The 23,310-nt window shown below is 75.6% G+C and carries 22 protein-coding genes and 1 riboswitch; of the genes, 9 read left to right on the forward strand and 13 right to left on the reverse strand.

What is annotated here, in order from left to right; genetic code table 11:
• Positions 1-8: 8 nt before the first annotated feature.
• Together F593_RS0104405 and F593_RS0104410 are read left to right on the forward strand one after the other, a co-directional pair.
• Positions 9-326, forward strand: coding sequence for a hypothetical protein (locus F593_RS0104405; RefSeq protein ID WP_022927548.1), 318 nt, complete (start codon positions 9-11; stop codon positions 324-326).
• A 43-nt stretch (positions 327-369) separates the two neighbouring features.
• Positions 370-1,374 (forward strand): DNA-3-methyladenine glycosylase family protein, encoded by a 1,005-nt coding sequence (locus F593_RS0104410; RefSeq protein WP_022927549.1) that lies wholly within the window; start codon positions 370-372, stop codon positions 1,372-1,374.
• A gap of 148 nt (positions 1,375-1,522) precedes the next feature.
• Here F593_RS0104410 and F593_RS22405 read toward each other — a convergent pair whose 3' ends face one another.
• From F593_RS22405 to F593_RS0104440, 6 genes are all read right to left on the reverse strand, one after another.
• Positions 1,523-2,596, reverse strand: coding sequence for an ABC transporter substrate-binding protein (locus F593_RS22405; protein WP_022927550.1), 1,074 nt, complete (start codon positions 2,594-2,596; stop codon positions 1,523-1,525).
• A 46-nt stretch (positions 2,597-2,642) separates the two neighbouring features.
• Positions 2,643-2,752, reverse strand: a riboswitch (TPP riboswitch).
• A gap of 53 nt (positions 2,753-2,805) precedes the next feature.
• Entirely contained in the window at positions 2,806-3,591 is a 786-nt protein-coding gene (locus F593_RS22410; protein WP_022927551.1) for an ABC transporter permease, read from the reverse strand.
• Entirely contained in the window at positions 3,588-4,385 is a 798-nt protein-coding gene (locus F593_RS0104425) for an ABC transporter ATP-binding protein (RefSeq protein WP_022927552.1), read from the reverse strand. The genes F593_RS22410 and F593_RS0104425 overlap by 4 nt, the downstream gene beginning before the upstream one ends.
• A gap of 98 nt (positions 4,386-4,483) precedes the next feature.
• Positions 4,484-5,014 (reverse strand): PaaI family thioesterase, encoded by a 531-nt coding sequence (locus F593_RS0104430; RefSeq protein WP_022927553.1) that lies wholly within the window; start codon positions 5,012-5,014, stop codon positions 4,484-4,486.
• A gap of 42 nt (positions 5,015-5,056) precedes the next feature.
• A complete protein-coding gene (locus F593_RS22415; protein ID WP_022927554.1) occupies positions 5,057-6,520 on the reverse strand; it encodes a VWA domain-containing protein in 1,464 nt (487 codons plus the stop codon).
• 141 nt (positions 6,521-6,661) lie between these two features.
• A complete protein-coding gene (locus F593_RS0104440) occupies positions 6,662-7,585 on the reverse strand; it encodes an AAA family ATPase (RefSeq protein WP_028721430.1) in 924 nt (307 codons plus the stop codon).
• Positions 7,586-7,714: 129 nt separating this feature from the next.
• Here F593_RS0104440 and F593_RS22425 point away from each other — a divergent pair, with 129 nt between their 5' ends.
• Positions 7,715-9,070 (forward strand): hypothetical protein, encoded by a 1,356-nt coding sequence (locus tag F593_RS22425; protein ID WP_022927556.1) that lies wholly within the window; start codon positions 7,715-7,717, stop codon positions 9,068-9,070.
• Positions 9,071-9,132: 62 nt separating this feature from the next.
• On the forward strand, positions 9,133-9,435 hold the full coding sequence (locus F593_RS0104450; protein WP_022927557.1) for a hypothetical protein: 303 nt from the start codon (positions 9,133-9,135) through the stop codon (positions 9,433-9,435).
• 9 nt (positions 9,436-9,444) lie between these two features.
• Here F593_RS0104450 and F593_RS22430 read toward each other — a convergent pair whose 3' ends face one another.
• The 4 genes from F593_RS22430 to F593_RS0104470 form a co-directional block, all read right to left on the reverse strand.
• Positions 9,445-10,497 carry a hypothetical protein gene (locus F593_RS22430; protein ID WP_022927558.1) on the reverse strand — a complete coding sequence of 351 codons (1,053 nt, stop codon included), beginning with the start codon at positions 10,495-10,497 and terminating at the stop codon, positions 9,445-9,447.
• A gap of 5 nt (positions 10,498-10,502) precedes the next feature.
• Positions 10,503-10,967: a hypothetical protein gene (locus tag F593_RS0104460; RefSeq protein WP_022927559.1), complete on the reverse strand. Its 465-nt coding sequence runs from the start codon at positions 10,965-10,967 to the stop codon at positions 10,503-10,505.
• A complete protein-coding gene (locus F593_RS22435) occupies positions 10,964-12,151 on the reverse strand; it encodes an ArsA family ATPase (protein ID WP_022927560.1) in 1,188 nt (395 codons plus the stop codon). Before F593_RS22435 ends, F593_RS0104460 begins: the two co-directional genes overlap by 4 nt.
• A gap of 73 nt (positions 12,152-12,224) precedes the next feature.
• Positions 12,225-13,571, reverse strand: a complete 1,347-nt coding sequence (locus tag F593_RS0104470; RefSeq protein ID WP_022927561.1) for a D-glucuronyl C5-epimerase family protein — start codon at positions 13,569-13,571, stop codon at positions 12,225-12,227.
• A 78-nt stretch (positions 13,572-13,649) separates the two neighbouring features.
• Between F593_RS0104470 and F593_RS30230 the strand changes: the two genes are divergently transcribed.
• Positions 13,650-14,762 (forward strand): hypothetical protein, encoded by a 1,113-nt coding sequence (locus F593_RS30230; RefSeq protein WP_022927562.1) that lies wholly within the window; start codon positions 13,650-13,652, stop codon positions 14,760-14,762.
• A 24-nt stretch (positions 14,763-14,786) separates the two neighbouring features.
• On the opposite strand, the gene F593_RS0104480 is transcribed toward F593_RS30230, so the two are convergent.
• Complete coding sequence (locus F593_RS0104480) at positions 14,787-15,206, reverse strand: hypothetical protein (protein ID WP_022927563.1); 420 nt, start codon at positions 15,204-15,206, stop codon at positions 14,787-14,789.
• 151 nt (positions 15,207-15,357) lie between these two features.
• Here F593_RS0104480 and F593_RS0104485 point away from each other — a divergent pair, with 151 nt between their 5' ends.
• From F593_RS0104485 to F593_RS0104500, 4 genes are all read left to right on the forward strand, one after another.
• Positions 15,358-16,029 (forward strand): hypothetical protein, encoded by a 672-nt coding sequence (locus tag F593_RS0104485; protein ID WP_022927564.1) that lies wholly within the window; start codon positions 15,358-15,360, stop codon positions 16,027-16,029.
• A gap of 130 nt (positions 16,030-16,159) precedes the next feature.
• Entirely contained in the window at positions 16,160-16,648 is a 489-nt protein-coding gene (locus F593_RS0104490; protein ID WP_022927565.1) for a PadR family transcriptional regulator, read from the forward strand.
• 146 nt (positions 16,649-16,794) lie between these two features.
• Entirely contained in the window at positions 16,795-18,825 is a 2,031-nt protein-coding gene (locus tag F593_RS0104495; RefSeq protein ID WP_022927566.1) for a 3-hydroxyacyl-CoA dehydrogenase/enoyl-CoA hydratase family protein, read from the forward strand.
• A gap of 76 nt (positions 18,826-18,901) precedes the next feature.
• Positions 18,902-19,684, forward strand: a complete 783-nt coding sequence (locus F593_RS0104500) for an SIR2 family NAD-dependent protein deacylase (protein WP_022927567.1) — start codon at positions 18,902-18,904, stop codon at positions 19,682-19,684.
• Positions 19,685-19,724: 40 nt separating this feature from the next.
• Here F593_RS0104500 and F593_RS0104505 read toward each other — a convergent pair whose 3' ends face one another.
• A complete protein-coding gene (locus F593_RS0104505) occupies positions 19,725-20,621 on the reverse strand; it encodes a hypothetical protein (RefSeq protein WP_022927568.1) in 897 nt (298 codons plus the stop codon).
• A gap of 4 nt (positions 20,622-20,625) precedes the next feature.
• Positions 20,626-23,208: a lytic murein transglycosylase gene (locus F593_RS30530; protein WP_022927569.1), complete on the reverse strand. Its 2,583-nt coding sequence runs from the start codon at positions 23,206-23,208 to the stop codon at positions 20,626-20,628.
• Positions 23,209-23,310: the final 102 nt, after the last annotated feature.

Here is a 23,310-nt window from a genome sequence, read left to right on the forward strand (position 1 = left end):
TCGGACGCGTGTTGCCGCCCGAGTCCGCCAAGAACGGCGAGGAGCAGGACGTCGCCGAGCTGGTCGACGCCGAGGTCGTCGCCGTCACCGCGCTCGGGACGGAGTCCGCGGTCCACGCGCCCGACGTCGTGCGCCGCCGCCCCGCCGTCGTGGCCGCCCAGGCGGCGGCCGTCGCCACCACCGGCTTCGTGGCCGGCGCGATCGCCACCGCTGTCGTATCGGGGCGCGTGACCGCCGTGCGGCGCCGCCGCGACGCGAAGCGCCTCCCGCCCGTGGTCGGCACCCGGCGGTTCCTCGTCGACGTGCACGTCCTCGGCGACCGCTGATCCAGCGCCGCCCGTCCGGCCCGCCGCGTAGGGTGGCTCGGTCGTGAACGGGCCGATCGAGCAGCGCGCGGAGGTCCGGCCTCCCGGGCCCTACCGCCTGCCGCGGCCGTCCGCGGACGGCCTGCTGCGTCGCCGCGGCGACGTGCTCTTCCGGTTCCTGCGGGTCGAGGGGCACGGGGTGCTGCTGCGCGCCGCGCAGCTCCGCGACGGGCGGGTCGTGCTCGGCGCCCGCACGGCGGACGGCCCCGCCGGTCCCACCGCGGCGCGCGACGCCCTCGGGCACGCGCTGCAGCGGTGGCGGTTCTCGCTCGGGGTCGACGTCGACCTGTCCGCCTTCGTGCGCGCCCACGCGGACGACCCGCTCATCGGGCCCTCCGTGCGTCGCCGCCCGTGGCTGGCCCCGCAGCGTCGGCCTTCGGCGTTCGAGGCGCTGCTCTGCGCCGTCTGTGAGCAGCTCATCGCGTACGAGGACGCGGTGCGGATCGAGCGGCGGATCATCGCCCGCCACGGCGCGACCCGGCACCCGGACGTGGCGAGCCACCCGCGCCTGCGCGACGCGCCCGACGCCGTCCGCGTCGCCACGCAGCTCGTCCCCGCGCAGCTCGAGGCCTGCGGGCTGTCGCCGAAGCGGGCCGCGGCGCTCCACCGCGCGGCTCGCGAGATCGCGGCGGGGCGGATCGACGCCTCCGCCGGCTGCGATCCCGAGCGCCTGCTGCTGCGCCTGGGTCGCCTGCCCGAGATCGGCACGTGGACCCTGGCGCTCGTCTCCTCCCAGGGCCTGGGTCGCGACGACCGCCCGCCCTCGGGCGACCTGAACCTGCGCAAGGCCCTGGGCCGCATCCTCACGGGCGACCCGCGTGCGCGGGTGCCCGAGGCCGACGTCGACGCGTGGCTGGCCCGCTACGCCCCGTGGGGCGCGCTGGCCGCCGCGCACATCATGGCCACGCGGGGCGATCTGCTCCCGGGCCGCGCGGCGGCGGAGGCACGCCCGGCCCGCGGAACCCGAACGGGCCCCGACGCACCGGACGCGATCCCGGCCGCGGCCTGAGGCGGGGACGGGGGCCGCCGGTGGCTCGCGCCACGCCGGGCCACCCGAGGACGAACGCGGGTGGACCGTGCCTCGCGAAGTCCGACGAGGCCCGAACCCGAGAAGCACGGGCCGGGGCCCGCACGTTCTCCCCGGGCCGGGGCCCGCATCAACTCCCGCGGTAGCCCGGGAGGGTCTGGTCCGGCCGGGCGGCGCCGTCCGGAGTCTTGCGGCCGACGCCGGCGCCCTCGCCGGCGAGGAAGTCCGTCGTGACGGCGGTGTCGAGGGGGATCTGCTTCTGCAGCAGGCCGTTGTCGAGCATCCACTGGGCGTAGCGGGCCCACTCGTCCGTGTCGAGCCAGCCCCACGGGCGCTTCGGGTCCTTCGGGAAGAAGGCGCCGACGGTGCGCTCGAGCGACGCCGTCTGCAGGTCGGGGTCGAGCTCCGGGTTCGCGCGCAGCAGCGGCTTCACGCCCTCCCGGGGGTTGTCGCGGACCGTCGTGTAGCCCTGGCCGATCGCGCGGACGAGCCGGCGGATGGAGGACTCCTTGCGGCGCAGCGTGTCGCCGCGGGCCACGAGCACGAGCTCGGCGTAGTTCGGCACGCCCAGCTCGTCGACGGGGAGGACGCGGGGGCTGCGGTTCTTCTGCTGCAGCTCGACGCCCTCGACGTTCCAGAAGGCGCCGAGGGTGGCGTCGACCCGCCCGGAGATCAGCGCCTGGTTGAGGTTGAAGCCGACGTCCACGCGCTTGATGTCCGTCGGCTGCAGGCCGGCGGTCTTCGCGATCGTGTCGAGGTAGGCGTCCTGGTACGGGATGCCCGCGGTGCCGACCGTCTTGCCCTTGAGGTCCTTCGCCCCGGTGATCCGGCCCTTCGGCAGGCTGATCAGCGAGGTGAGCGGCCGCTGGACGAGGGCGGCGATCGCCGTGACGTCCTGGCCCTGCGCGCGCGCGAGCAGCAGCTCGGGCTCGTAGGTGATGCCGACGTCGACCTTGCCGGACGCGACGAGCTTCAGCACGGTGGCGGGGTCGTCCGGGGTCCGCACGTCGACGTCGAGGCCGACCTTGCGGAACGACCCGTCGTCCTGCGCCTGGAAGATCCCGGCGTGGTCGGGGTTGGGCAGGTAGTCGAGCAGCAGGGAGAGCTTCGTCTGCGGCGGCCCCTGGCCCGCGGCGACGTCCTCCTGCTTCTCGCCGCAGGCCGCGAGGCCCAGGACGGTGGCCACGGCGAGGAGCAGCGCCAACGGGCGGGTCCTCGAGGTCGTGCGTCGACGCGCCGGTCGTTCCATCGGTCGTGCTTCCACGGTGCTCCCTCCGCCGGTATGAACCGGATCAGGTCGTCGGGTCGACGCGGCCCAAGCGTCCTCTCAGCCCCTGCCAGGACTCCCCGGTTGTACGGACGGCGAGGGTATCGCGTCGTCCCGGACCGCCGCCGCGGGGCGGGCCGGTGGGGTCAGCGGCCGTCGGCGCCGCGGTGGGCCCACGGGGCCAGCAGCCGGCCGAGCCCGGCGAGCGCCCCGGTGGTGACGATCGCGAACGCGGCGAGGATCGCGACGGCCGCGAACGCCCGCGCCGTGTCGAGCTGCGCGGTCTGGATGACCCCGCCCAGGCCGCCGCGGCCCTGCTCGTAGCCCGCGTACTCCGCGAAGATCGCCGCGATCCCGCCGATCGCGACGGAGACCTTGGCTCCGGAGATGGCGGCGGGCAGGGCGGCGGGCAGCTCGACCCAGCGCATCCGCTGCCAGCGGCTCGCGCCCATGGTGCGCAGCAGCCGGTCGAGGTCCGGGTCCGTGCGGTCCAGCGCGTCGAGGGTGGCGATCGTGACGGGGAAGAAGCAGATGATCGCGACGATCGCGAGCTTCGGCTGCAGGCCGAACCCGAGCCAGAAGACGAGCACGGGGGCCAGGACGGGCAGCGGGATGGCCTGGCTGCCGACGACGAGCGGGCCCAGCGTGGCGCGGACGACGCGGGAGAGGTGCATGGCCACCGCGAGCAGCGCGCCGACGACGAGCGCGATCGCCAGGCCGAAGAGGATCTCCTGCGCCGTGCGGAGGAAGGCCTCCCACAGGAGGGCACGGTCGTCCACGAGGGTGTCGAGGACCGTGGTCGGCGCGGGCAGCAGGATCTCGTCGACGCCGGCGATCCGCACGTACGCCTGCCAGCCGCCGAGCAGCAGCAGCGGTCCGAGGACGCCGAGCAGCACGCGGAGCGGGCGGGGGAGGGGGGAGCGGTCGTTCACGCGGCGGACGCCTCGCGGCCGGCGGCGATCGCGGCGTGCAGGGCGTCGTGGACCGCGCGGCGGGCGGCGACGATCGCGGGATCGGCCGGGTCGCGGCGGGCGACGGTGCCGCCGGCCGCGGTGCGCGGGTCCGCCACGGGGATCGTGGCCACGACCCGCGCGGGACGCGGGGAGAGGACGACGACGCGGTCGCCCAGCAGCACGGCCTCCTCCACGTCGTGGGTGACGAGCAGGACGCTGCGCGGTCGGGCGTCGAGGAGCTGGGCCAGCCAGGTGCGCAGCTCCTCGCGGGTGATCGCGTCGAGGGCGCCGAACGGCTCGTCCAGGCAGACGAGCTCGCGCTCGGTGGCCAGCGCGCGGAGGAACGAGACGCGCTGGCGCATGCCGCCGGAGAGCGCGTCGGGCCGCGAGCGCGCGAACCGCCCCAGGTCGACCCGCTCGAGCAGCTCGCCCGCGCGGGCGCGGGCCTCGCGGCGGCCGGCCCCGGCGATCCGCAGGGGCAGGGCGACGTTGTCGCGGGCGTCGAGCCAGGGGAGCAGCAGGTCGCGCTGGGGCATGAGCGCGGCCGCCTGCGCGGTCAGCTCCCCGGCGTCGGGGGCCTGCAGGCCGCAGACGATCTCGAGCAGCGTCGACTTGCCGCAGCCGGACGGGCCGACGAGGGCGACGACCTCGCCGTGGGCGATCCGCAGGTCGATCCCGTCGAGGACGGGGAGGGTGCCGAGCCGGCGCCGGACGCCACGCGCCACGAGCGGGTCGGCGACCGGGGCGGCCGCCTGCGGAGTCGTCTCGTGCACCGGCACGGCAGGCTATCCGACCGCCGCGCCGATCCCGCGGCCCGACGTGCTGTCGTGTGATCGGGCGGGCCGTCGGCCGCGGCGGAGGCCACAGCCGCTCAGGCCGCACCCGGCCCCGGCATGATCAGCAGCGAGCTCTGGGCGGTCGCGAGCACCTTGCCCGCCGCGTCGACGACCTCGCCCTCGGCGAAGGCCACGCGACGCCCCGGCTTGGTCACGCGGCCGTGCACCCGCACCTCGCCGGCGTTCGCGTGCACCGGACGCAGGTAGTTCACCTTGATCTCGATCGACGTGTAGCCCACCCCGGCCGGCAGCGTGCTGTGGACGGCGCACCCGAGCGCGGAGTCGAGCATCGTGCAGACGTAGCCGCCGTGGACGAGGCCGATCGGGTTGTAGACGGACTCGTCGGGCACCCCGACGAACGTCACGGCACCCTCCGCGACCTCGCCGAGATCGAAGCCCATGAGCCGGGCGATGGGCGGCGCGGGGATCCGCCCGGCGGCCATCTCGCGCAGGAACGCGATGCCGGGCAGCGCCGTCCCGGCGGCCGCGGTCGCCATCGGGTCCTCCCAGGTGATGGTCTTCTCGCGCGTGGCGAGCGGCGCGGCGGGCTGGGTGGGTTCGGTCATGCGACCCACCCTACCGCGGGTCGCAACGGCCGGTCGGACGGCTCAGCGCCGGCGCAGCGGACCGTCCGGCGGCGGCGCCTGGCCCGTCAGCGCGGCCACGAAGTCCTCGAGCTGGTCGGCGGTCCAGCACTCGTGGACCTCGCAGAACGGGGCGTAGCGCGAGATCACCGAGTCGCCGTAGTCCCAGTACAGCGCGGGCTCCGGGTTGAGCCAGAACGTGCGACCGGCGCGCTCGGCGATGCGGGCGAACGCGGCGTCAGCGGGGTCGCGGCCGTTCGTGCGCGCGTCGCCCAGGACGATCACCGTGGAGCGCCCGTGGAGGTCGTCCTCGGTCTGCTCGAGGAACTCGCGCCAGACGCGGCCGTAGTCCGTGTAGCCCGTGACGTCGGCCACGCCGGCGTCGCGGCCGATCGCCAGCGAGACCTTCTCGAACTCGCGCTCGCGCTCGAAGAGCTCCGTGACCTCGGAGATCCGCTCCACGAAGACGAAGGAGCGCATCTTGCGAAACGCGTCGTGCAGCGCGTGCAGCACGGAGAGGAAGAAGAGGGACGCGCTCGTGACGGACGTCGAGACGTCGCAGAGCACGAACAGCTCGGGCCGGCGCGGGCGGACGGCGCGCTCCTTGATGACCACGGGCACGCCGCCCGTCTGCAGGGAGGCCCGCATCGTGGCGCGCAGGTCGACCTGGGTGCGGCGGCGCTGGCCGCGCAGCTCGTGGCCCTGGGTGTTCAGGCGGCGCTTGAGCTGGCGGACGACGCGGTGGATGTCGGCGAGGCTCTGCCCCGCGGCGCTCGGCAACGCGCGGTCCATCTGGTTCAGCGGCCGGGCGGGCGGCAGCTCGCCGAGGCGGGCGATGCGGCGACGCTCCAGCTCGCGACGCAGCGCGGCCTCGAACTCGCGGATCCCCTCGCGCGGCAGGCCCTTGCGCCGCGGGTCGTCCTCGGGCGCCTGCGGGTCGGGGTCCGGGCGCAGGTCGAGCGCGCGGCGGATCCGCTGCACGTCGACGCCCACGACGCCCGTGTCGGTCACCGCCCCGCCGACGGAGCCGATCGCGAGCGCGGCGAGGTCGGCCATCTGCGCGTGCGCGCCGGAGGCGATCGCCTGGGCGATGGCGTCGCGGATCGCGTCGAGGTCGAGCTCGCCGCTCTCGCCGGTCGCGTCGGCGCCCTCGTCGACGCCCTCCCCGCCCTGCTCCGCGTCGCCCTCGCCGGCCTGCTCGTCGGCCAGCGCCGCGGCGACGTCGGCGTCCGTCGCGTTCCGGAGCACCGCCTCGGCCTCGGCGGCGCGGAAGAAGAAGCGGTCGAAGACCAGGTCGAAGACGTGGCGGTCCTCGGGCGACTTCGCCAGCGTGGCGGCGAGCGTCTCGCGCACGTCGTCGCGGCTACCCCAGCCGATCGCGCCGAGGGCCACCGTGGCGTCGAGCAGCTCGCTCGTGCCCACGGCCATCCCCTCACCGCGCAGCTCCTCCGAGAACACGACGAGCTGCCCGGCGAACCCGCCGGGCACGCGGCCGGGCGCCCTCGCGTGGATCGCGGCCTGACGCAGCTGGCGCGGCGTGGGGGCCTTCGGCGGCTGGGAGGGCGAGGGGGCGATGGCGTGGACCGGGTCGGCGGGTGCGGGGGCGGGGAAGCGGGAGGCCGAGGGGCCTCAGTCCGCGGAGGCGGAGGCCTGCGGCAGCCGCAGGCCGACGCGCTCGGCGACGAGGTCGAGATCCGTCCGGTGCTTCACGATCACGGAGAGCGTGTCGCGGAAGACGTCCTGGTCCAGGTCGTCCGCGCCGAGCAGCAGCAGTGCGCGCGCCCAGTCGACGGACTCCGCGATCGACGGCGGCTTCTTGAGGTCCAGGCCACGGATCTCGGCGACGACCTCGACGAGCTTGCGGGTGAACGTCGCCGACAGCTCGGGGACGTGCTGGCGCACGATCGCGAGCTCGTGCTCCAGTTCCGGGTAGTCCAGCCACAGGTAGAGGCAGCGGCGCTTGAGCGCCTCGGTCAGCTCGCGCGAGTTGTTCGACGTGAGCAGCACGACGGGCTGGCTCGTCGCCTCGACCCGGCCGAGCTCGGGGATCGTGATCTGGAAGTCCGAGAGCAGCTCGAGGAGCATCGCCTCGAACTCCTGGTCCGTCTTGTCGATCTCGTCGATGAGCAGCACGACGGGGCGCTCCGAGGCGATCGCGCGCATGAGCGGGCGCTGGAGGAGGAACTCCTCGCCGAAGACGTCGTCCTGCACCGCCTCGAGCGCGTCGGGGTCGCCGCCGGCGTCGGCGACGGTGCTGCGCGCCTGGATCCGCAGGAGCTGCTTGCGGTAGTTCCACTCGTAGAGCGCCTTGGCCTCGTCGAGCCCCTCGTAGCACTGCAGGCGCACGAGGTCGCGGTCCAGGACCTTGGCGAGCGCCTTGGCCAGCTCGGTCTTGCCGACGCCGGCGGGCCCCTCGACCAGCACGGGCTTGTCGAGCGAGATCGCGAGGTGCGACACGAGCGCGGTGCGCTGGCCCGGCAGGTAGCCGACCCCGCGCAGGGCGGCGGCCAGATCGTCGACGGTCCGGGGAACGGTGCTCACGATCCTCCGCATCATAGGGGCGTCCTCCGCCACCCCCGCCCCGCCGCGCGCCGGGTGCCCCGAGCCGCGCCGACGTCCTGCGCGGTTTGGTCCGGGACGCTCGGGGCGGGAGCCGCACCCCTCCTGTGGCATGCTGCCGCGGTGCTCCCGCAGACGGTCCGCGACCGGCCGGCCCGGTCGGCCGTCCTGGCCGCCCTGCTCGTCGCCCTCGCCTCGCTGCCGCTGGGGCACGCGCTCGCCTTCGACGCGTCCGCCTGGGTCGTGTGGGGCCGCGAGGTCTGGAACCTCGACCTGCAGACCGGGGCCGGCCCCTCCTGGAAGCCGTTCCCCGTCCTCTTCACCGCGCCCTTCTCCGTGCTGGGCGACGGCGCCGGTGCGGCGTGGCTCGTCGTCGCCCGGGCCGGAGCGCTGATGGCCGTGGTCGGCGCCGCGCGGCTCGCGGCGCGGGCGGCGGGACCGTGGGCCGGGGTCGTCGCGGCGGGCACGCTGCTGCTCTCCCCGTGGTGGCTGCTCAACGGCGCGTTGGGGAACGCCGACCCGCTGCTCGGCGCCCTCGTGGTCTGGGCCCTCCTGGCCTTCGACGACGGTCGGCCGCGCACCGCGTTCTGGTTGGCCGTCGCCGGCGCCCTGATCCGCCCCGAGGTCTGGCCGTTCCTCGCGCTCTACGCCCTGTGGTTGCTGCGGACGGGGCGCCTGCCGTGGGCGCACGCGCTCGGCGCCGGGGCCGGGGTGCTGGCGCTGTGGGTGATCCCCGACGCGCTGTCGTCGGGGCTCGCCTCGACCTCGGGGGCGACGGGGACGGCGAGCGCCGGGTCCGCCGGCCTCACGTCCTTCCCCTTCGGCACGGTGCTCGTCGACCTGGGGGAACAGGCGCCGTGGTTCGGTCTGACCGCCGCGCTCGCGGGATTGGGCGCGCTCGACACGCTGAGGCACCGCGGCCTCGTGCGGCGCGGCGGGAGGGGCCGCCCCGTCTGGTGGTTGGCACTCGTCCTGGCCTACACGCTGCTCGTGGCCGTGATGGCCCAGGTCGGGTTCGCCGGCAACCCGCGCTACCTCGTGCCCGCGCTGGTCCTGCTCGCCGCCGTCACCGGGGTCGTCGTGGCGCTCCCCGACGCCTTCCGCGCGACGGTGGCGGACGCGCGCGCCGGTGCGGCGGGCACGGTGCCCACCGCCCAGGGGTGGGCGGCGCGGGGACCCGCGGCGATGGCGGTGTTCGTCCTCGTCGTCCTGGCGGTCGTGGGCGCCGGCGAGGTGCGGGACCAGGCGCGCCAGCTCGACGAGCGAGCGGCGGTGCGTCGCGGGCTCGCCGACGCGGTGCAGGACGCGGGCGGGCTCGACGCCGTGCGCCGCTCCGGGCCGGTCCGCAGCGGCGACCCCGGGCTCCGGGCGCTCGTCGCGGAGACGCTGCACGAGTCCGTCCCCGCCGCGTCCTCGCGGCCCCGGCCGGGCGAGACGGTGGCCCGGCCCCTGCCCGGCGGGCGCTGGACCCTGCGCTAGGTACTCGACGCGGGGAGGCGCAGCCGCCGCACCCGGGGGCGGCCTGTGGGATCCTGGGGTGCGTGCTCCCCGTCACGCTCGCGGTCGCGATCTCCTCGACGACCGTCGTCGCGCTCATGGGCGTCGCGATGGTGCTGGCCATCCTCGGCCACATGACCCGGATCCGCGGTCTCCTGACCTCGGGCCTCCTGCTGCTCTTCCTCGCGACCTTCGGGATGCTCCTCGGCGGCTTCGGCGCCTGGAGCGCCTCTCCCGGCCCCGCGCCGGATCCGCTGCGCGGCGACGACCGCCAGCTGCCGCCGAACGAGACCGTCGGCGAGGCGCGCCAGAACCGCGCCATCGAGCGCGGCGACGGTCAGCGCTAGGCGCGGCGGTCAGGAGCGGTCGCGGCGGTGGACCCGCGTGGGGTCGTCCGCGGGCGGCGCGTCCTCTCGCGGCGGAACGGCCCGCGTCGGATCCTCGTCCCGGCGGATGGCCCGCGTCGGGTCCTCGTCCGGGCGGACGGCGCGGGTGGGGTCCTCGTCCGGGCGGACGGCGCGGGTGGGGTCCTCGTCCGGGCGGACGGCCCGCGTCGGGTGCTCGTCCTGGCGCACTCCCCGGGTGGGCGCGTCGTCGTCGCGGGCCGGGGTGCGCGCCGGGGCGTCGAGCCCCAGGCCCGAGTCGCGCAGGACCGCGGCGGCGTCGTCGCGACCGAGGAACCGGGTGTCGTCCTCGTGCCCGGCGGGCCGGCGCGGCGCGCGGTCCGGGGACGCGGGACGGTCGCGGCCGCGCTCCTCGCGGGGACGCCCGTCGGCGGCGCGGTCGCGGGGGGCCGGGCCGGACCAGGCCACGTCCTCCTCGCCGGCGCGCGGGCGCACGACGTCGGCGGGGTCGACGACGGGACCGTCGTCGGCCGCGCCCCGGCTCTCGCGGCGCGAAGGCACGGCCCGGCGCTGGTCGAGCCCGGTGGCCAGCAGCAGCCCGACCGCCACGAGGCTGGCGAAGATGCCCCACGAGAGCCCGATGAGCGTCGTGCTCGACGGCGTGCTCTGCCCCTCGGGGCGGTCGAAGAGGCGGTAGACGACGAGCAGCCCGATCCAGCCCGCCGCGATCGTGACGAACGTGCCGTCGCGACCGGGGAGGGAGAACGCGCGGTCCGTGGCGCGCGCCCACGTGAGCACGAGGACGGCGACGGCCACGAGCAGCACCGCGGCCTCGACGAAGGAGAAGGCGGAGAACCCCGACATCGTGCCGTGGGTGATCGGGGCCTGCTCCCCGGGCCGCGCGCGGAACACGACCTCCGTGGCGTACCACGGCGTGCCGAGGCTCAGGAGCAGCAGGAGCGCGGCGGCGGCCGTCCGCTTCTGCGCGGTGGACAGCGCGGTCCACAGATGCGGTCCGCCGTGGCGGCGCTCGCGCGGCGGACGGGAGGGGGCGGGCGCCGACATCGCGCTCAGCCGATCGGGATGTCTTCGACGCGCGCGCCGGGACCGGCCGTCGCGCGGGGGTACGGTGCGGCGGACTCGAGCTCGAGCCGGTCGACCCACCAGTCGATGATCGCCCGCACGAGCAGCAGCAGCTGGCGCAGCACCTCGGTGACCTGCGCCTGCAGCTCGGTCGGCACGAGGTCGCGCAGGGCCCGGACGAGCTCGGCGAGCGCGTGGACCTCGTCGGCGCGCGCGCCGCGGTCGGCGGGCGTGGCCCAGCCGTTCGGCGGCACCTCGCCGCGATCCTCGGTGGCGCGGGCGTCCTCCGCCTGGGCGTGCAGGCGCTCCGCGGCGGCCTTCGTCTCGGCGATCCGCGCGCGCAGGTCGGCGAGCGGGTCGTGCGCGGCGGTCGTCGGATCGCCGGCGGGCGTGCCGCCCGCGAGCGGAACGGCCGGGTCGTCGGTCGGGGGAGTCGTGCCGCGCTCGGTCATGGGGCGTCCGGGTGCTCCGGGGGACGCAGGGTGACGTCGAGCACCCCGTCCCGCAGCACCGCTCCCGTCGGACGATAGTGCGCGATCGCCGGGGGCAGCAGCACGGTCCGCCGCCGCCCCGCGACCTCGACCACCAGCTCGTCGCCCGCGCGCCGCAGCGCGACGTCCTCGCGGGCGGTCAGCGGCACGGCGATCCGCAGGCGCGCCTCGTCCTCCGTCATCTCGAGCTCGCGGGCCAGACCCGTGTGCAGCACGTCCTGCGCCCGCACGTCCTGAAACAGCGCCTCCCCGAGCCGGTCGAGCGCCTCGGGCCCCACGACCTCGCGGTCGAAGTACGGGGCCTGCAGGATCGGCACGGGCGCGAACGCCTCCTCGATGCCGGCCAGCGCGTCCTGCTGGCGGCGGCGCCACGCGGCGAAGTAGGGACCGACGTCGGCGGGGAAGAGCCGGTTGACCACGACCGCGTCCGTCGCGACGCCGTGCAGGCCGAGCGCCGTGAACGTGCGACGGGTCTCCTCGACGACCACGCGGTCCGCGGTGGTCACGAGCCGCATCGTCACGGATTCCCGGTCCACGAACAGCTCGTGCATGGCCAGCAGGCTCTCCATCGTCCGGCCGACCTCCTCCAGCACCCCGGTGTCGGGGAGCGAGACGTCGAGCAGCGCGCGCGCGAGCGGGCGGACGGCGCCGAGCAGCTCGTCCTGGCGCGGGGCGATCCGCCCGAGCCACCAGCGGGCGACGTCGGGGAACGCGAGCAGCCGCAGCGTCTCCGCGGTCGGGGCGCAGTCCACGACGAGCACGTCGTACTCCCCGGAGTCCCGCAGCGCGACGAGCCGCAGCAGGCTGAGGAGCTCCTCCAGCCCCGGCGGGACGCTGAGCTCCTCGGCCGAGATCCGGTCGACGCCGCGGGCGACGAGCGTGCGCGACGCCCAGGCGCGCACGGCGCCCCAGTGCCGGGTCAGCTCGGCCCGCGCGTCGACCTGCAGCGCGTCGAGGCCGGGCCCGAGCCCCGTCGGCTCGGGGCCTACGGGCACGCCGAGCACGTCGCCGAGGCTGTGCGCGGGGTCCGTCGAGAGCACGAGCACGCGGTCCCCGCCCGCAGCGATGCGGCGAGCGGTGGCCGCGGCGACCGAGGTCTTGCCGACCCCGCCCTTGCCGGTGTAGAGCACGATCCGCGTCGCCATCGGCCCGCGAGCGTACCGGCCGGCCGGCGCGCGCCCGCCGGCCGCGGCCCGCCCGGGGCGGGCCGCCCCGCGCTCAGGGGCGGGTCAGCGCGGGCGAGCCGAGCGTCGCGGCGGGATCCGCCACGGGCGCGGGCGCCGGCGCGGAACCCGAGCGGGTCGTGGCGCGCGCACCGGCCTTGGGGCCCGCGGGGGTCAGCAGGAGGTCCTGCGCGAAGCGCTCGCCCATGGTGCAGTACGGCTCGGCCGGCGCGGGCGGGAGCCCGCCGGCGACGGGCTGCCCGGCGGCGAACGCCACGGCGTCGGCGCTCAGGGTCCGGCACAGCCCGCGCAGCAGGTCGCGCGAGAGCGTGTGGTAGCTCGGCGTCTCCGGCTTGCCGCCTGCGCTGTAGCGCGCCCAGGTGCCCAGGTCGTACTCCGGCAGCTCCGCGCGCAGCTGCCGCTCGGCGCGCACGTACGTCGCGGCGACCTTCGTGTCGCCCGTGGCGGCGGCGATCTCGTGCAGTCCCGACACGGCCTGCGCGAACCCGTTGAGCACGCGCATCTTCGTGAACGTGTAGAGCAGCAGGTGGTCGCCGCCCGGCTGCTTGAGCCGCGCGCCGGTCGGGGCGGTGCGCCGGAGCAGCCCGATCGCCGACAGGGCGGTCGTGCGGTAGGAGTCCTGCCCGAGCTTGCCGGCGGTTCGCACGAGGGACTGCATGCCCGTGACCTGCGCCATCGCCGAGCCCCACGGCGGCGCGCCGCCGCCGAAGTCGAACAGGTACTCCCACGAGGGGCCGCCGGCGCGGTCCGAGGCCAGGCGCACGGCCTCGTCCTGGATCGCGCGCAGGGTCTCGAGCTTCGCCGGCGTGTTCGTCGTCGCGAGGGCGTTCGCGGTCCCGAAGGTCGCGAGCCACTGGATCTGCAGCCCCTCGCCGCGGTAGTACTGCCACGTCAGCGGGCTGCCGGCCACCACGGGCCGGGAGTTCGGGGCCGGCGTCGGCGCGGTCCCCGTCCACCAGTCGCGGTTGACCTGCAGCGTCAGGAAGACGCTGGGGGCGAGCGAGGCCGTGAGCTTGCGGCGACCCGCGATCTCGTCCGTGTTCTTCAGGACCTCGAGCAGCTCGGTGCGGCGGGTGCCCTTCGGCAGGACGGCGGCCTTGGCCTTCGCGTCCCGGTAGAGGGTGCGCCACGTGCGCAGGTCGGTCGCGCCGATCTCGCGAGCGGCCCGGAGCTTGCGCAGCTCGCCCTCCACGGTGTACTTCGGCTTGGCGGGCTTCTTCGGCTTCTTCTGCGTCGAGCCCTTCGTGGCCGCGGCGGCCGCGTCCGTCCCCAGCGGGCCGCCCGTCGCGGGCAGCACCGCCGGCAGGGCTCCTGCGGCGATCACCGCCGAGGCGACGAGCGCACGGGCGCGGGGGCGGGGGAGAACTGCGAGGGGCGACACCCGACCGATGGTAGGCTCGCGCCCTTCGCGGCCGCGCAGGTTCTCGTGCGCCCCGGGTCGCCGCCAGAAGGAGCACGCATGTCCGAGTCCGCCTCGCCCCGTCCGCCCCTGCGCCCCCGCGTGTCCGTCGCCGCGCGGCGACGGCGCGCCATCCTGGCCGCCGTCCTGGCGGTCGTCGTCGTCGCGGTGATCGCCGCCGTCACGCTCGGCGGTTCCGAGTCCGCCGCCGACACGGTGCAGCGCGCGTTCGGCAAGGGCGAGGCGGTGAAGTCGGCCCAGGTCGACGCGAACATCGCGCTCACCGGCAGCGCCGCCGGCGGCGACCAGCCGCTGAACCTCGCGGTGAAGGGGCCCTACGAGGCGGGGAAGGAGGGGCGCGCGTCGTTCGACCTCGCCCTCGGCCTCGACGGGCAGGCGGCCGGCGGCGCGGACGGCCTCGGGCTGCTCGGCGCGGGCGGCAAGACGTTCCTCAAGCTCGGCGGCCAGCCGTTCGAGGTCTCCTCCGCCGTCGTCGACGACGCCAAGGACGACGGCTCCGCGAAGGGTTCGGGCCTCTCCTTCTCCTCCCTCGGCGTGGACCCGCGCTCGTGGCTGAAGGACCCCGAGACCGTGGGCGACGAGGAGCTCGCCGGCGAGGACGTCACGCACGTCCGCTCCGGCGTCGACGTCGACCGTCTCGGCGCCGACCTGAAGAAGCTGCTGGGCAAGGCCACGAAGGTCGCCCAGACGTCGTCGCAGAAGAAGGAGGCGACGCAGGCGTCGAAGACCATCGACCGCCTGAAGAAGGACATCAAGACCGCCCGCATCGACGTCTGGGCCGCCGACGGCGAGGGCGCGCTGCGGCGCATGAAGGTCGACATGCGCCTCACCTCCGGCCGCGTCGTGCTCGACCTCGGCCTGTCGAAGGTCAACGAGCCCGTGAAGATCACGGCGCCGAAGAACGCGCTGCCGCTCGAGCAGCTGCTTCAGGCGATCCAGGCGTCCGGCACGGCCGGCACGTCCGGGAAGACAGGCGCCGCGGCCGACGACGGTGCCGCCTCCTCCGGCTCCGGCTCCGGCACGGCGTCGGGCACGGGGTCGGCGTCCGGCTCCGGCACGGCGCCGGGCGCCGGCACGTCCGCCTACGACGAGTGCGTCGCGGCGGCCGGCACGAGCGTCTCCAAGCTCCAGGCCTGCGCCGACGTCGAGTAGCCGGCGCCGCCTGCGACCCTGGCGCTAACCGGCGCCGATGGTCCGCAACAGCTCGTCGACCTCGGCCTCGAAGTCGCCCTCGGGCTGTCCGCGGCGCCGGCGGCGGGACTGGCGGGCGGTGACGATCGCCTCGGCCTCCGCGCGCACCTCGCCGGACACCGGGGCGTTCGACGCCTCGGGGGCGAGGAGCGCCGCCAGCTCGGCCTCGACGTCGCCGCCGGGCTCGCCGCGGGCGATCCGCCGGCGGTTGCGGGCCTCGAGCATCTGCCGCACGTCGTCCTCGCGCATCTCCGCCGGCTCGCTGCCGGACGACGGGGCGGGGGGCGCGAACCCGCCGCCCCCGATGGAGCTGTGCGGCGGCCCGGCGAAGAGGAAGGCGCCGATCGCGATCAGCCCGGAGATCCCGACGACGGAGAAGACCACGATGCCGAACACGGACTGCACCCCACCAGTCTGCCCGACCCGGCCCCGCGGGGGGACGATGCGCTCCTCGCGCCGTGCCGCACCGAGCCGGCGACCTGTCCCCCGAGCCGATGCGTGCGCCGGGGCGGCGTACGGTGCCGACGGCCGCCCGTACCGCCGGTAGGGTTCCGCCATGCGTGCCCGTGCGCTCCGTCGCTCCCTGCCGCTGGCGGCCGTCGCCGTCCTCGCGGCGGTGCCCACCGTCCAGGCCGCCGGACCGCAGACGTCCGAGGTCCGCGTCGAGGCGCGGGTCGCCCCGGGCGCGGAACCGTCCGCCCGCCGGCCGCGCCCCGTCACGCTCGACGTCGGCCTGCGGTGGGAGCTCCCGAAGGACGAGGAGCGGGTCACGCTGCAACGGCTCGTCATGCGGTTCCCCCGCGGGGCGGTCTACAACGGCGGCAGGACGCCGGCCTGCGCCGCCGAGCGGATCGCGCGCAAGGGTCCGTCGGCGTGCCCGAAGGGGTCGATCGTGGGCCGCGGGGGCGCGAAGGCCGACGCCGACCTCGCGGAGACCCGCCCGCGGATCACCGTCGTCAACGGCGGGGCCACCCGCGTCTGGTTCTACGTGACCATGACGAACCCGGCCTCGATCGCGGTGGCGGTTCCCGGGCGGATCCGCCGGATCGGCGCCCCCTGGTCCTACGAGCTGACCGTCGACATCCCCGGCACGCTGCAGGTCGTCGCCGGGACGCCGGTGTACCTGCACGAGATGACGGTGACGGCCGGCAAGGGCGACTGGATCGCGGTGACGCGCCAGCCCACCGCGATCTCCACGACGACGACCCTGGGCCCGCCGCGGGCCTGAGCCCAGGGTGCGGCGGCCGGCGGGTGCCGGTCGGCCCGTGGGCCGGTCGGTCCCCGGCCGCTCCGTGGCACGCGGGGCACCACGCGGTCGCGGCTCGCGCGGGCCCCGTCCCGCCTGCGATGCTGCGGCCGTGGCGTCGGACGGATCCACCACGGAGCGCCGCCAGCAGGCGCGCCGCGCCGCGCGCGAGGCGGCGCGCGAGGCCGTCCGACCCGAGCAGGGCGCGGACGAGCCCGCTGCCCGCGGCGGGCGTCCCGGCGGGCCGAGCGACCCGCTCTCCGGGGCGCTGCGGCGCGCGGGTCTCGTGCGGCTCCTCGTCCTCCAGCTCCTCGACGGCGACGAGCCCGCCTACGGCAACCGCCTCATCGAGCGGATTCGCGAGCTCTCGGCGGGGCTCGTGACGGTCAACCCCAACACGATGTACCCGCTGCTGCGCACGCTCGAGGAGGAGGGGCTCTGCGTGGGAGAGTGGGAGCATCCCGTCCGCCGCTCGCGGCGCTTCTACCGCATCACCCCGGCGGGGATCGCGGCGCGGGAGGGGCTGCGCGACGACGTGCTGCCGGCGCTGGACGAGGTGGCGGAGGCCGTCGCGGCGCTCCGTCGCGAGCTGCAGGACTGAGCCGCGAGCCCCGCGGCACGTCGTCGCCGAGTTCGGTCGACCAGCCAGTCAACGGCACCGATAGGCTCCGGGACGTCCGGCCCACGCGCGTCCGCGCTGCGGCCGGGGTCGCCACCGCACCCGATCCCCAGGAGCAGCACCGCGCCATGTCGTTTGTCTTCAAGGCCGCCGTCGTCGGCGCCGGAACCATGGGCGGGCAGATCGCCCAGACGATCGCCGCCGCCGGCATCGACGTCGTCCTCAAGGACGTCAAGCAGGAGCTCGTGGACCACGGCATCGCCGAGGCCCAGAAGGTCACGGAGCGCCAGGTCGGCAAGCTCGTGAAGAAGGGCAAGCTCGAAGAGGGCGCGGCCGCGGCCCAGGTCGCCGAGATCGTCGGCCGCATCCACGGGACGCTGAGCTACGACGGGTTCGGTGACGTCGACTTCGTCATCGAGGCGGTGCCGGAGAAGCTCGAGATCAAGCAGGCGGTCTTCGCCGAGCTCGACGCCGTCACCCCGGGCCACGCGATCCTCGCGTCGAACACCTCGGGCCTCATGATCTCCGACATCGCGGCCGCCACGGTGCGCCCGGACAAGGTCATCGGCTGCCACTACTTCTTCCCCGCGGCCGTCATGCCGCTGCTCGAGATCGTCGAGGGCGAGATGACCTCGCCCGACACCGTCGCGACGGCCTTCGCGTTCGCGCAGACGACGAAGAAGCAGCCCATCGTGGTCGGCGAGGTCCCCGGCTTCGTCGTCAACCGCATCCTCGCGGCCGGCACGTCCGAGATCTTCCGCGCCCAGGAGGAGGGCGGCCTGTCCATCCAGAAGATCGACGAGGGCCTGAAGGGCAAGGCGCTCCCGATGGGCCCGTTCGTGCTGATGAACTCGCTCGGCCTGGATCCCTCGCAGCACCTGCAGCAGCAGATGGTGGAGGAGTACGACGGGGGTGACACGTCCCCGGCCGCCCGCTTCTTCGTGCACGCCCGTCAGGGCGAGCTCGTGGCGGAGGGCAACCTCGGCCTGAAGACCGGCGACGGCTTCTACAAGGCCGACGGCTCCCCGAACGTCGCGGGCGACGCCGATCCCGACCTCGACGAGATCGCCAACCTCGCGCACCTCGCGCAGGTCCGCGAGGCCGCGCTGCTCATCGAGGAGGGCGTCACGAGCCACCGCGACATCGACCTCGGCATGGCGGCCGGCACCGGCATGGACCCCCGCCGCGGCATCCTGCCCCCGCTCCTGAAGGCCGACGTCGACGGGCTCGACGTCATCCTGGAGCGCTTCGAGGAGGCCGCCGAGAAGCACGGCGAGCGCTTCGAGGCCCCCGTCGTCCTGCAGCGCCTCGTCGCCCAGGGCCGTCTCGGCGCCAAGAGCGGCCAGGGCTTCTACGCGTACCCGCAGTACGACGAGACGCAGCCGGCCGAGAAGGTCAAGCTCGAGACCCGCGAGGACGGCGTCGTCATCGCCTGGCTCGACAACCCGCCGATGAACTCCATCTCGCCGCAGGTCATCGCCGACCTGCAGGCGGTGTGGGACCACCTCGAGGCCGACGGCAGCACCCGCGCGGTCGTCTTCGCCTCGGCGTCGCCGATGTCCGCCGTCTTCTCGGCCGGGGCTGACATCAAGGCGTTCACGACGATGGACGCCGCGGGCGGCCGCACGCTGCTCGACGACGCGCACAACGCGTTCCGCCGCCTGGGCCACTCGTCGATCGTCACGATCGCCGCGGTGAACGCCCTCGCGTTCGGCGGCGGCTCCGAGCTGGCGCTCGCGACCGACATCCGCATCGCGGCCCGCTCCGCCGTCTTCGGGCAGCCCGAGGTCAAGCTCGGCCTGATTCCCGGCTTCGGCGGCACGCAGCGCCTGCGCCGGCTGGTCGGCGACCCCAAGGCCCTCGAGCTCAACCTCATCGGCGACCCGATCCTCGCCGACGAGGCGTACGCCCACGGCCTCGTCAACGCCGTGGTCGACGACCACGAGCTGCTCGACGTCGCCCTGAACTGGGCGCGTCGCGCCGCCGGCCAGGCCCCGCTGGCCGTGCAGAAGATCAAGCAGGTCTCCGACGTCGCCGACCTCACGGACGGCATCGAGGCGGAGAAGGAGGCCTTCGCCGAGATCTTCGCGACGGAGGACGCCAAGGAGGGCATCTCGGCCTTCCTCGGCAAGCGCGACGCTCGCTGGCAGGGCAAGTAGCCCGCAGACCCCGGAGCCGCCGGGCCCGGGCCTCGCACGTGCGAGGCCCGGCGTTCCGGCGGGTACACAGGACGCCATGACCGACCAGACCACCGTCACCACGGACCACGAGCGCCTCGCGAGGCTCGTGGCCGGCGCGCGGTCGGTCGTGGCGCTGACGGGCGCGGGCATCTCCGTCCCGTCCGGCATCCCGGACTTCCGCACCCCCGTCACGGGGATGTGGGCGAACGTCGACCCGATGGAGATCGCGCACGTCGACGTCTGGCGGAACGACCCGCAGCGGTTCTGGGCGTTCTACGGGCAGCGCTTCGCCCAGCTCGGCCACGTCGAGCCCAACGACGCGCACCGCGCCCTCGTCCAGCTCGAGCAGCGGGGCCACCTCGAAGCGGTCCTGACCCAGAACATCGACCTGCTGCACGAGAAGGCCGGCTCGTCCGAGGTCGTCGAGCTGCACGGCAGCATCGCGGGCTGCCACTGCCCGGGCTGCGGCGCGCTCGTGCCGCTGCCCCGGGTGCTCGAGCTCATCGCCGAAGCCCCCGACGGCGTCCCGCGCTGCCCGGTCTCGGGGGACGTGCTCAAGCCCGACGTCGTCCTCTTCGGCGACCAGCTCCCGTTCGACGCGGTGGCCGGGGCGGAGCGGTTCGCGCTGCGCGCCGACCTCATGCTCTGCATCGGCTCGTCCCTGGCCGTCTTCCCCGTCTCCGAGCTGCCGGCGCGCGTGCTGGCCACGGGGGGAGCCGTGGCGGTGCTCACCGCGAGCGAGACCCCGTACGACGACGTCGCGGCGGTCCGCCTGGGTGGCGACGTCGTCGACGAGCTCACGGGGCTCGTCGCCGCGCTGGACCGCCTCGAGGGCTGAGGGCCCTGCGCGGTCCGCGCTGCCGGGGCGTGAGGGCCGCTCAGCCCGCGCTGCCGGGGCGCGGCCAGACGGCGCGCTCGCCCACGCGCCGGCCGCCCGCGCGCCGCGCCAGCGCGACGCTCAGCGCGTGCAGGACCTCGCGCACCGCCTGGACCTGCGTGTCGTCGAGCCCGCCCCGGACGGCGGCCGCGGCGGCGTCGGCCACGCGCGGGCGCTCGGCGCGCAGCGCGTCGAGGGCGGCGTCGAGCTGCGGCGCGTCGCGCCACGGCTCGAGCTCCGCGATCCCCGCCTCCAGCGCCATCCGCAGCCCGAGCGCGGCCTCGCGCGTGCGACCGGCGACGAGGTCCTGGCGGGCGCGCAGGGTGACGACCTCGGAGGCCAGGACCGCGTCGCGCCCGCTGAGCAGGTCGGCGAGCCGCTCGTCCGAGCCGACGCCGCGGCCGCTGCGGCGCACGCGGTCCGGCTCGTCCGCCGGCACGCGCAGGCGGCGGCCCGCCGTCCAGCGGCCGTAGGCCCCCTCGGCTCCCGTGCCGTACGCGAGCACGGCCCGCGTGAGGTCGCGCAGGCGCAGGGGGCGCGGGTCCGGGTCGGCGGCGGCCACGGCGCTCAGGTGCAGCAGCCGCCGCACCACCGACACGGCCTCCGTCAGCGCGGCCTCGCCGTCAGCGTGCTGCAGCCACCGCTCGGGGCGCGCGGCGTCCAGCGGGTCGGCGTCCACCACCGTGACGATCGCCGCCGGCACGGGCGCGGGCTCCTCCGGGCTGCGGCGGTCGCGGCGGAAGCGCCGGCGCGGCCGGGGCGTCGTCTCGACGACCACGACGGCGCGCGGCCGGTTGGCGTGGCCGCGGACCGTCCAGCGGCCGTCGTTGAGGTCGAGCTCGCCCGCGACCTCGAGCTGGACGATCCGGAAGAGACCCGGAGCGGGGGCGTCGGGCACGCGGTCAGTCGCCGGCGGTGCCCGAGCGCTTGCCGGGCTGCGGGGCGCGCACCGCGTACTTCGAGGGCTTCTCGAACACGGTGGGGTTGTCGATGTCGGCGATGCGGTCGATCAGCTTGATCCACTGACCGGGCTTGAGGACCTGCGCGACCTGGGCGCCGAGCTTCGGGTCGTTCTGCACCGACGGCCGGAATCCGACGTGGATGTGGTCCGCGTGGTCGGGCAGGTACATCGTGTTGTCCGCACCCTCGAACGTCATCAGCGAGATGATCTGGTGCGGCTTGAGGGTGCCCTGCAGCTGCAGGAGCAGGCGGATCGTCTGCTCCGTGATCGAGCCGGCGCCCTGCGTCTTGGCCGAGATCACCTGTCCGTTGACGGACGAGATGTCCACGGCGTTGCCCGAGTCGTGCTCGGAGAGGTTGCCCGACGTCGTGATGGAGCCGGGACGGCGCAGGGACGAGACGCCGATGCGCAGGCCGTTGGCCGTCAGGTACTCGAGGCTCGCGAGCACGCGGCGGTCGATGGCGCCCGCACGGATCTGCTGACGGCCGGCCTCGTAGATGTCGAGGTTGCGGTCGGCGAGCACCCGCTCCTGCAGTTGCTCCTTGCTCATCAGCAGCACCTGGCCGGCGGAGGCGCCGTCCGTGGTGCGGAACAGGGGGGAGGAGTCCTTCGCGCGGTAGACCGTCGTGGACTCGAGCAGCTTCCAGCCGTCGAGGATCGGCTTGGGATCGACGCGCGGGGCGCCCTTGCCGGCGGGGCGGATCTCGAACTTGAGGTGCGGCGCCTCGTCCTCGCGGGTCTCGCCCAGGCGGCCGAGGATGGTCCCGGCCATGACGCGCGAGCCCTTCCGGAGCCGCACGAAGCGGACGTCGTCCTTCGACAGGCCGTGCAGCGTGGAGAGGTAGCTGGAGTAGTTGCCGTCCTCGTCGGCCGCCGCGTCGACGTCGGCGGCGGCCAGCTGGTCCGCGCCGCCGTGCAGCTTGGCCAGCGGCCGCGCGGGGTTCGCGAACACGGGGGTGCGCTCGGCCGCGGGCGGCACAGGGCCGGAGGACGCAGGGGCCTCGGGGGCCGGCGTGACCTCGCGGGCCCGGGTGGCGCGCGGGGCGGCGTCACGGCGCGCCTGCTCGCCGGCCGACGCGGCCGCCGTCGGAACGGGGTCCTTCGCGTCCGCGGCGCGCGTGGCGGCCGCGGCGTCGCCGGCCCGGTCCTCGTCCTTCGCGACGGGGTGGACGGCGGAGACCTTCTTGAGGTTGCCGTACGTGTAGACGTTGCCGTAGACGTCGCGCAGGCGCACGAAGCGGCCGAGGCGCTTCGACTCGCCGAGGGCGACGACGGTGCCGTCCTGCACGGCGATCGCCGGGGCGCCGGCCTTCGCGAACAGGTCGATGGAGTTGCGGGAGCCGGACTCGACGGCCTTCGCCGCGTTCTTGCCCTTCGCGGTGCGCGTGCGCGCCTTGCGGTTGGCGTCGTCGCCCACGTACTGGGTCTTGGCCGCGACGGGGAAGACGCCCTGGGTCAGGCCGGTGAGGGAGCCGACGAGGTCCTCCGGCAGGCCCGACACGAGGCGGGCGCGGAGCAGGACCTGGTCGACGTACCAGTCCGCGTGGTTGTAGGCGAAGATCGCCTTGCGGATCTGGTCCTGGCCGCCGGCGGCCTTGAGGTAGCGGGCGGCGGCGAAGATCGCGTCGACCGGGTTGTACGGGTCGGCCTTGCCGTCGCCGTTGGCGTCGACCCCGTAGGCCTTCCACGTGGCCGGCATGAACTGCATCCACCCGAGCGCGCCGGCGGAGGACACGTTCAGGTTGCGGCCGTAGTCCGTCTCGATCTCGTTGATCGCCGCCAGGACCTCCCAGCGGATCCCGTACTCGATGCCGGCCGCCTGGTAGATCGGCAGCAGGAACGGCGGGATGCGGAACTTGTCGATGAAGTAGTTCGGGACGCCGATCGGCGCGGGGCCGGGGCCGACCTCGGAGAAGGAGGGGTCCGTCGGGTCGGGCGTGCCGGCGTCGCGGGCCTCGGCCGCCGCGTCCGGGGCGTCGTCGGCCGGGGCGTCGGCGCGCTCGGACTGCTCCTCGCGGGCCGCCTTGCGCTCCTTCCGGGTGACCTTGCGGCCGTCCGTGCGGTCCTTGCGGGCGGCGGCCTCGCGGCGGCGCTTCGCCTTCGCGGCCTCGGCGCGGCCCTGACCGCCGCTGTCGTCGCCGCGCGGGGCATCGTCCGCGGCGTCGGGGGCGGGCGTCGGCGTCGTGCCCGTCGTGGTCGGCGCGGGGGCGGGCACCGTGGGCGCCGGGGCGGCGGGCGCGGCCTCGGTGGTGGCCGCGGGCGCGGCCTCCGTCGTCGTCGCGGCGGGCGCGGGCGTCGACGTGTCGGACACGCGGACGATCGGGGCGCCGAGATCCGGGAGCGGGATCTGCGCGACGGGGGTGCCTGGAGGGACGTCGATCGTGAGCTGGACGACCTTGCCGCCGAGCAGCGTGACGCTGAGCGTCCGCGCCTCCGCGCCGGCCTGGGCGGTGACGCCGAATCCGGCGGCGACCGCTCCGGCGGTCGTGAGGCCGACGAGCAGCTTGCGTGTCGATGACGCCATGGTTCTCCGTAAGCCTCCTGGCAGGCGACCGCAGCAGCGATCGCCCGGGTGCCGGTGTCGCACCCTACCACGGGTATCGGCTGCTCCGTGCGGGTTCTCGAC

The organism is Patulibacter americanus DSM 16676, assembly GCF_000420025.1.
Classification (GTDB): domain Bacteria; phylum Actinomycetota; class Thermoleophilia; order Solirubrobacterales; family Solirubrobacteraceae; genus Patulibacter; species Patulibacter americanus.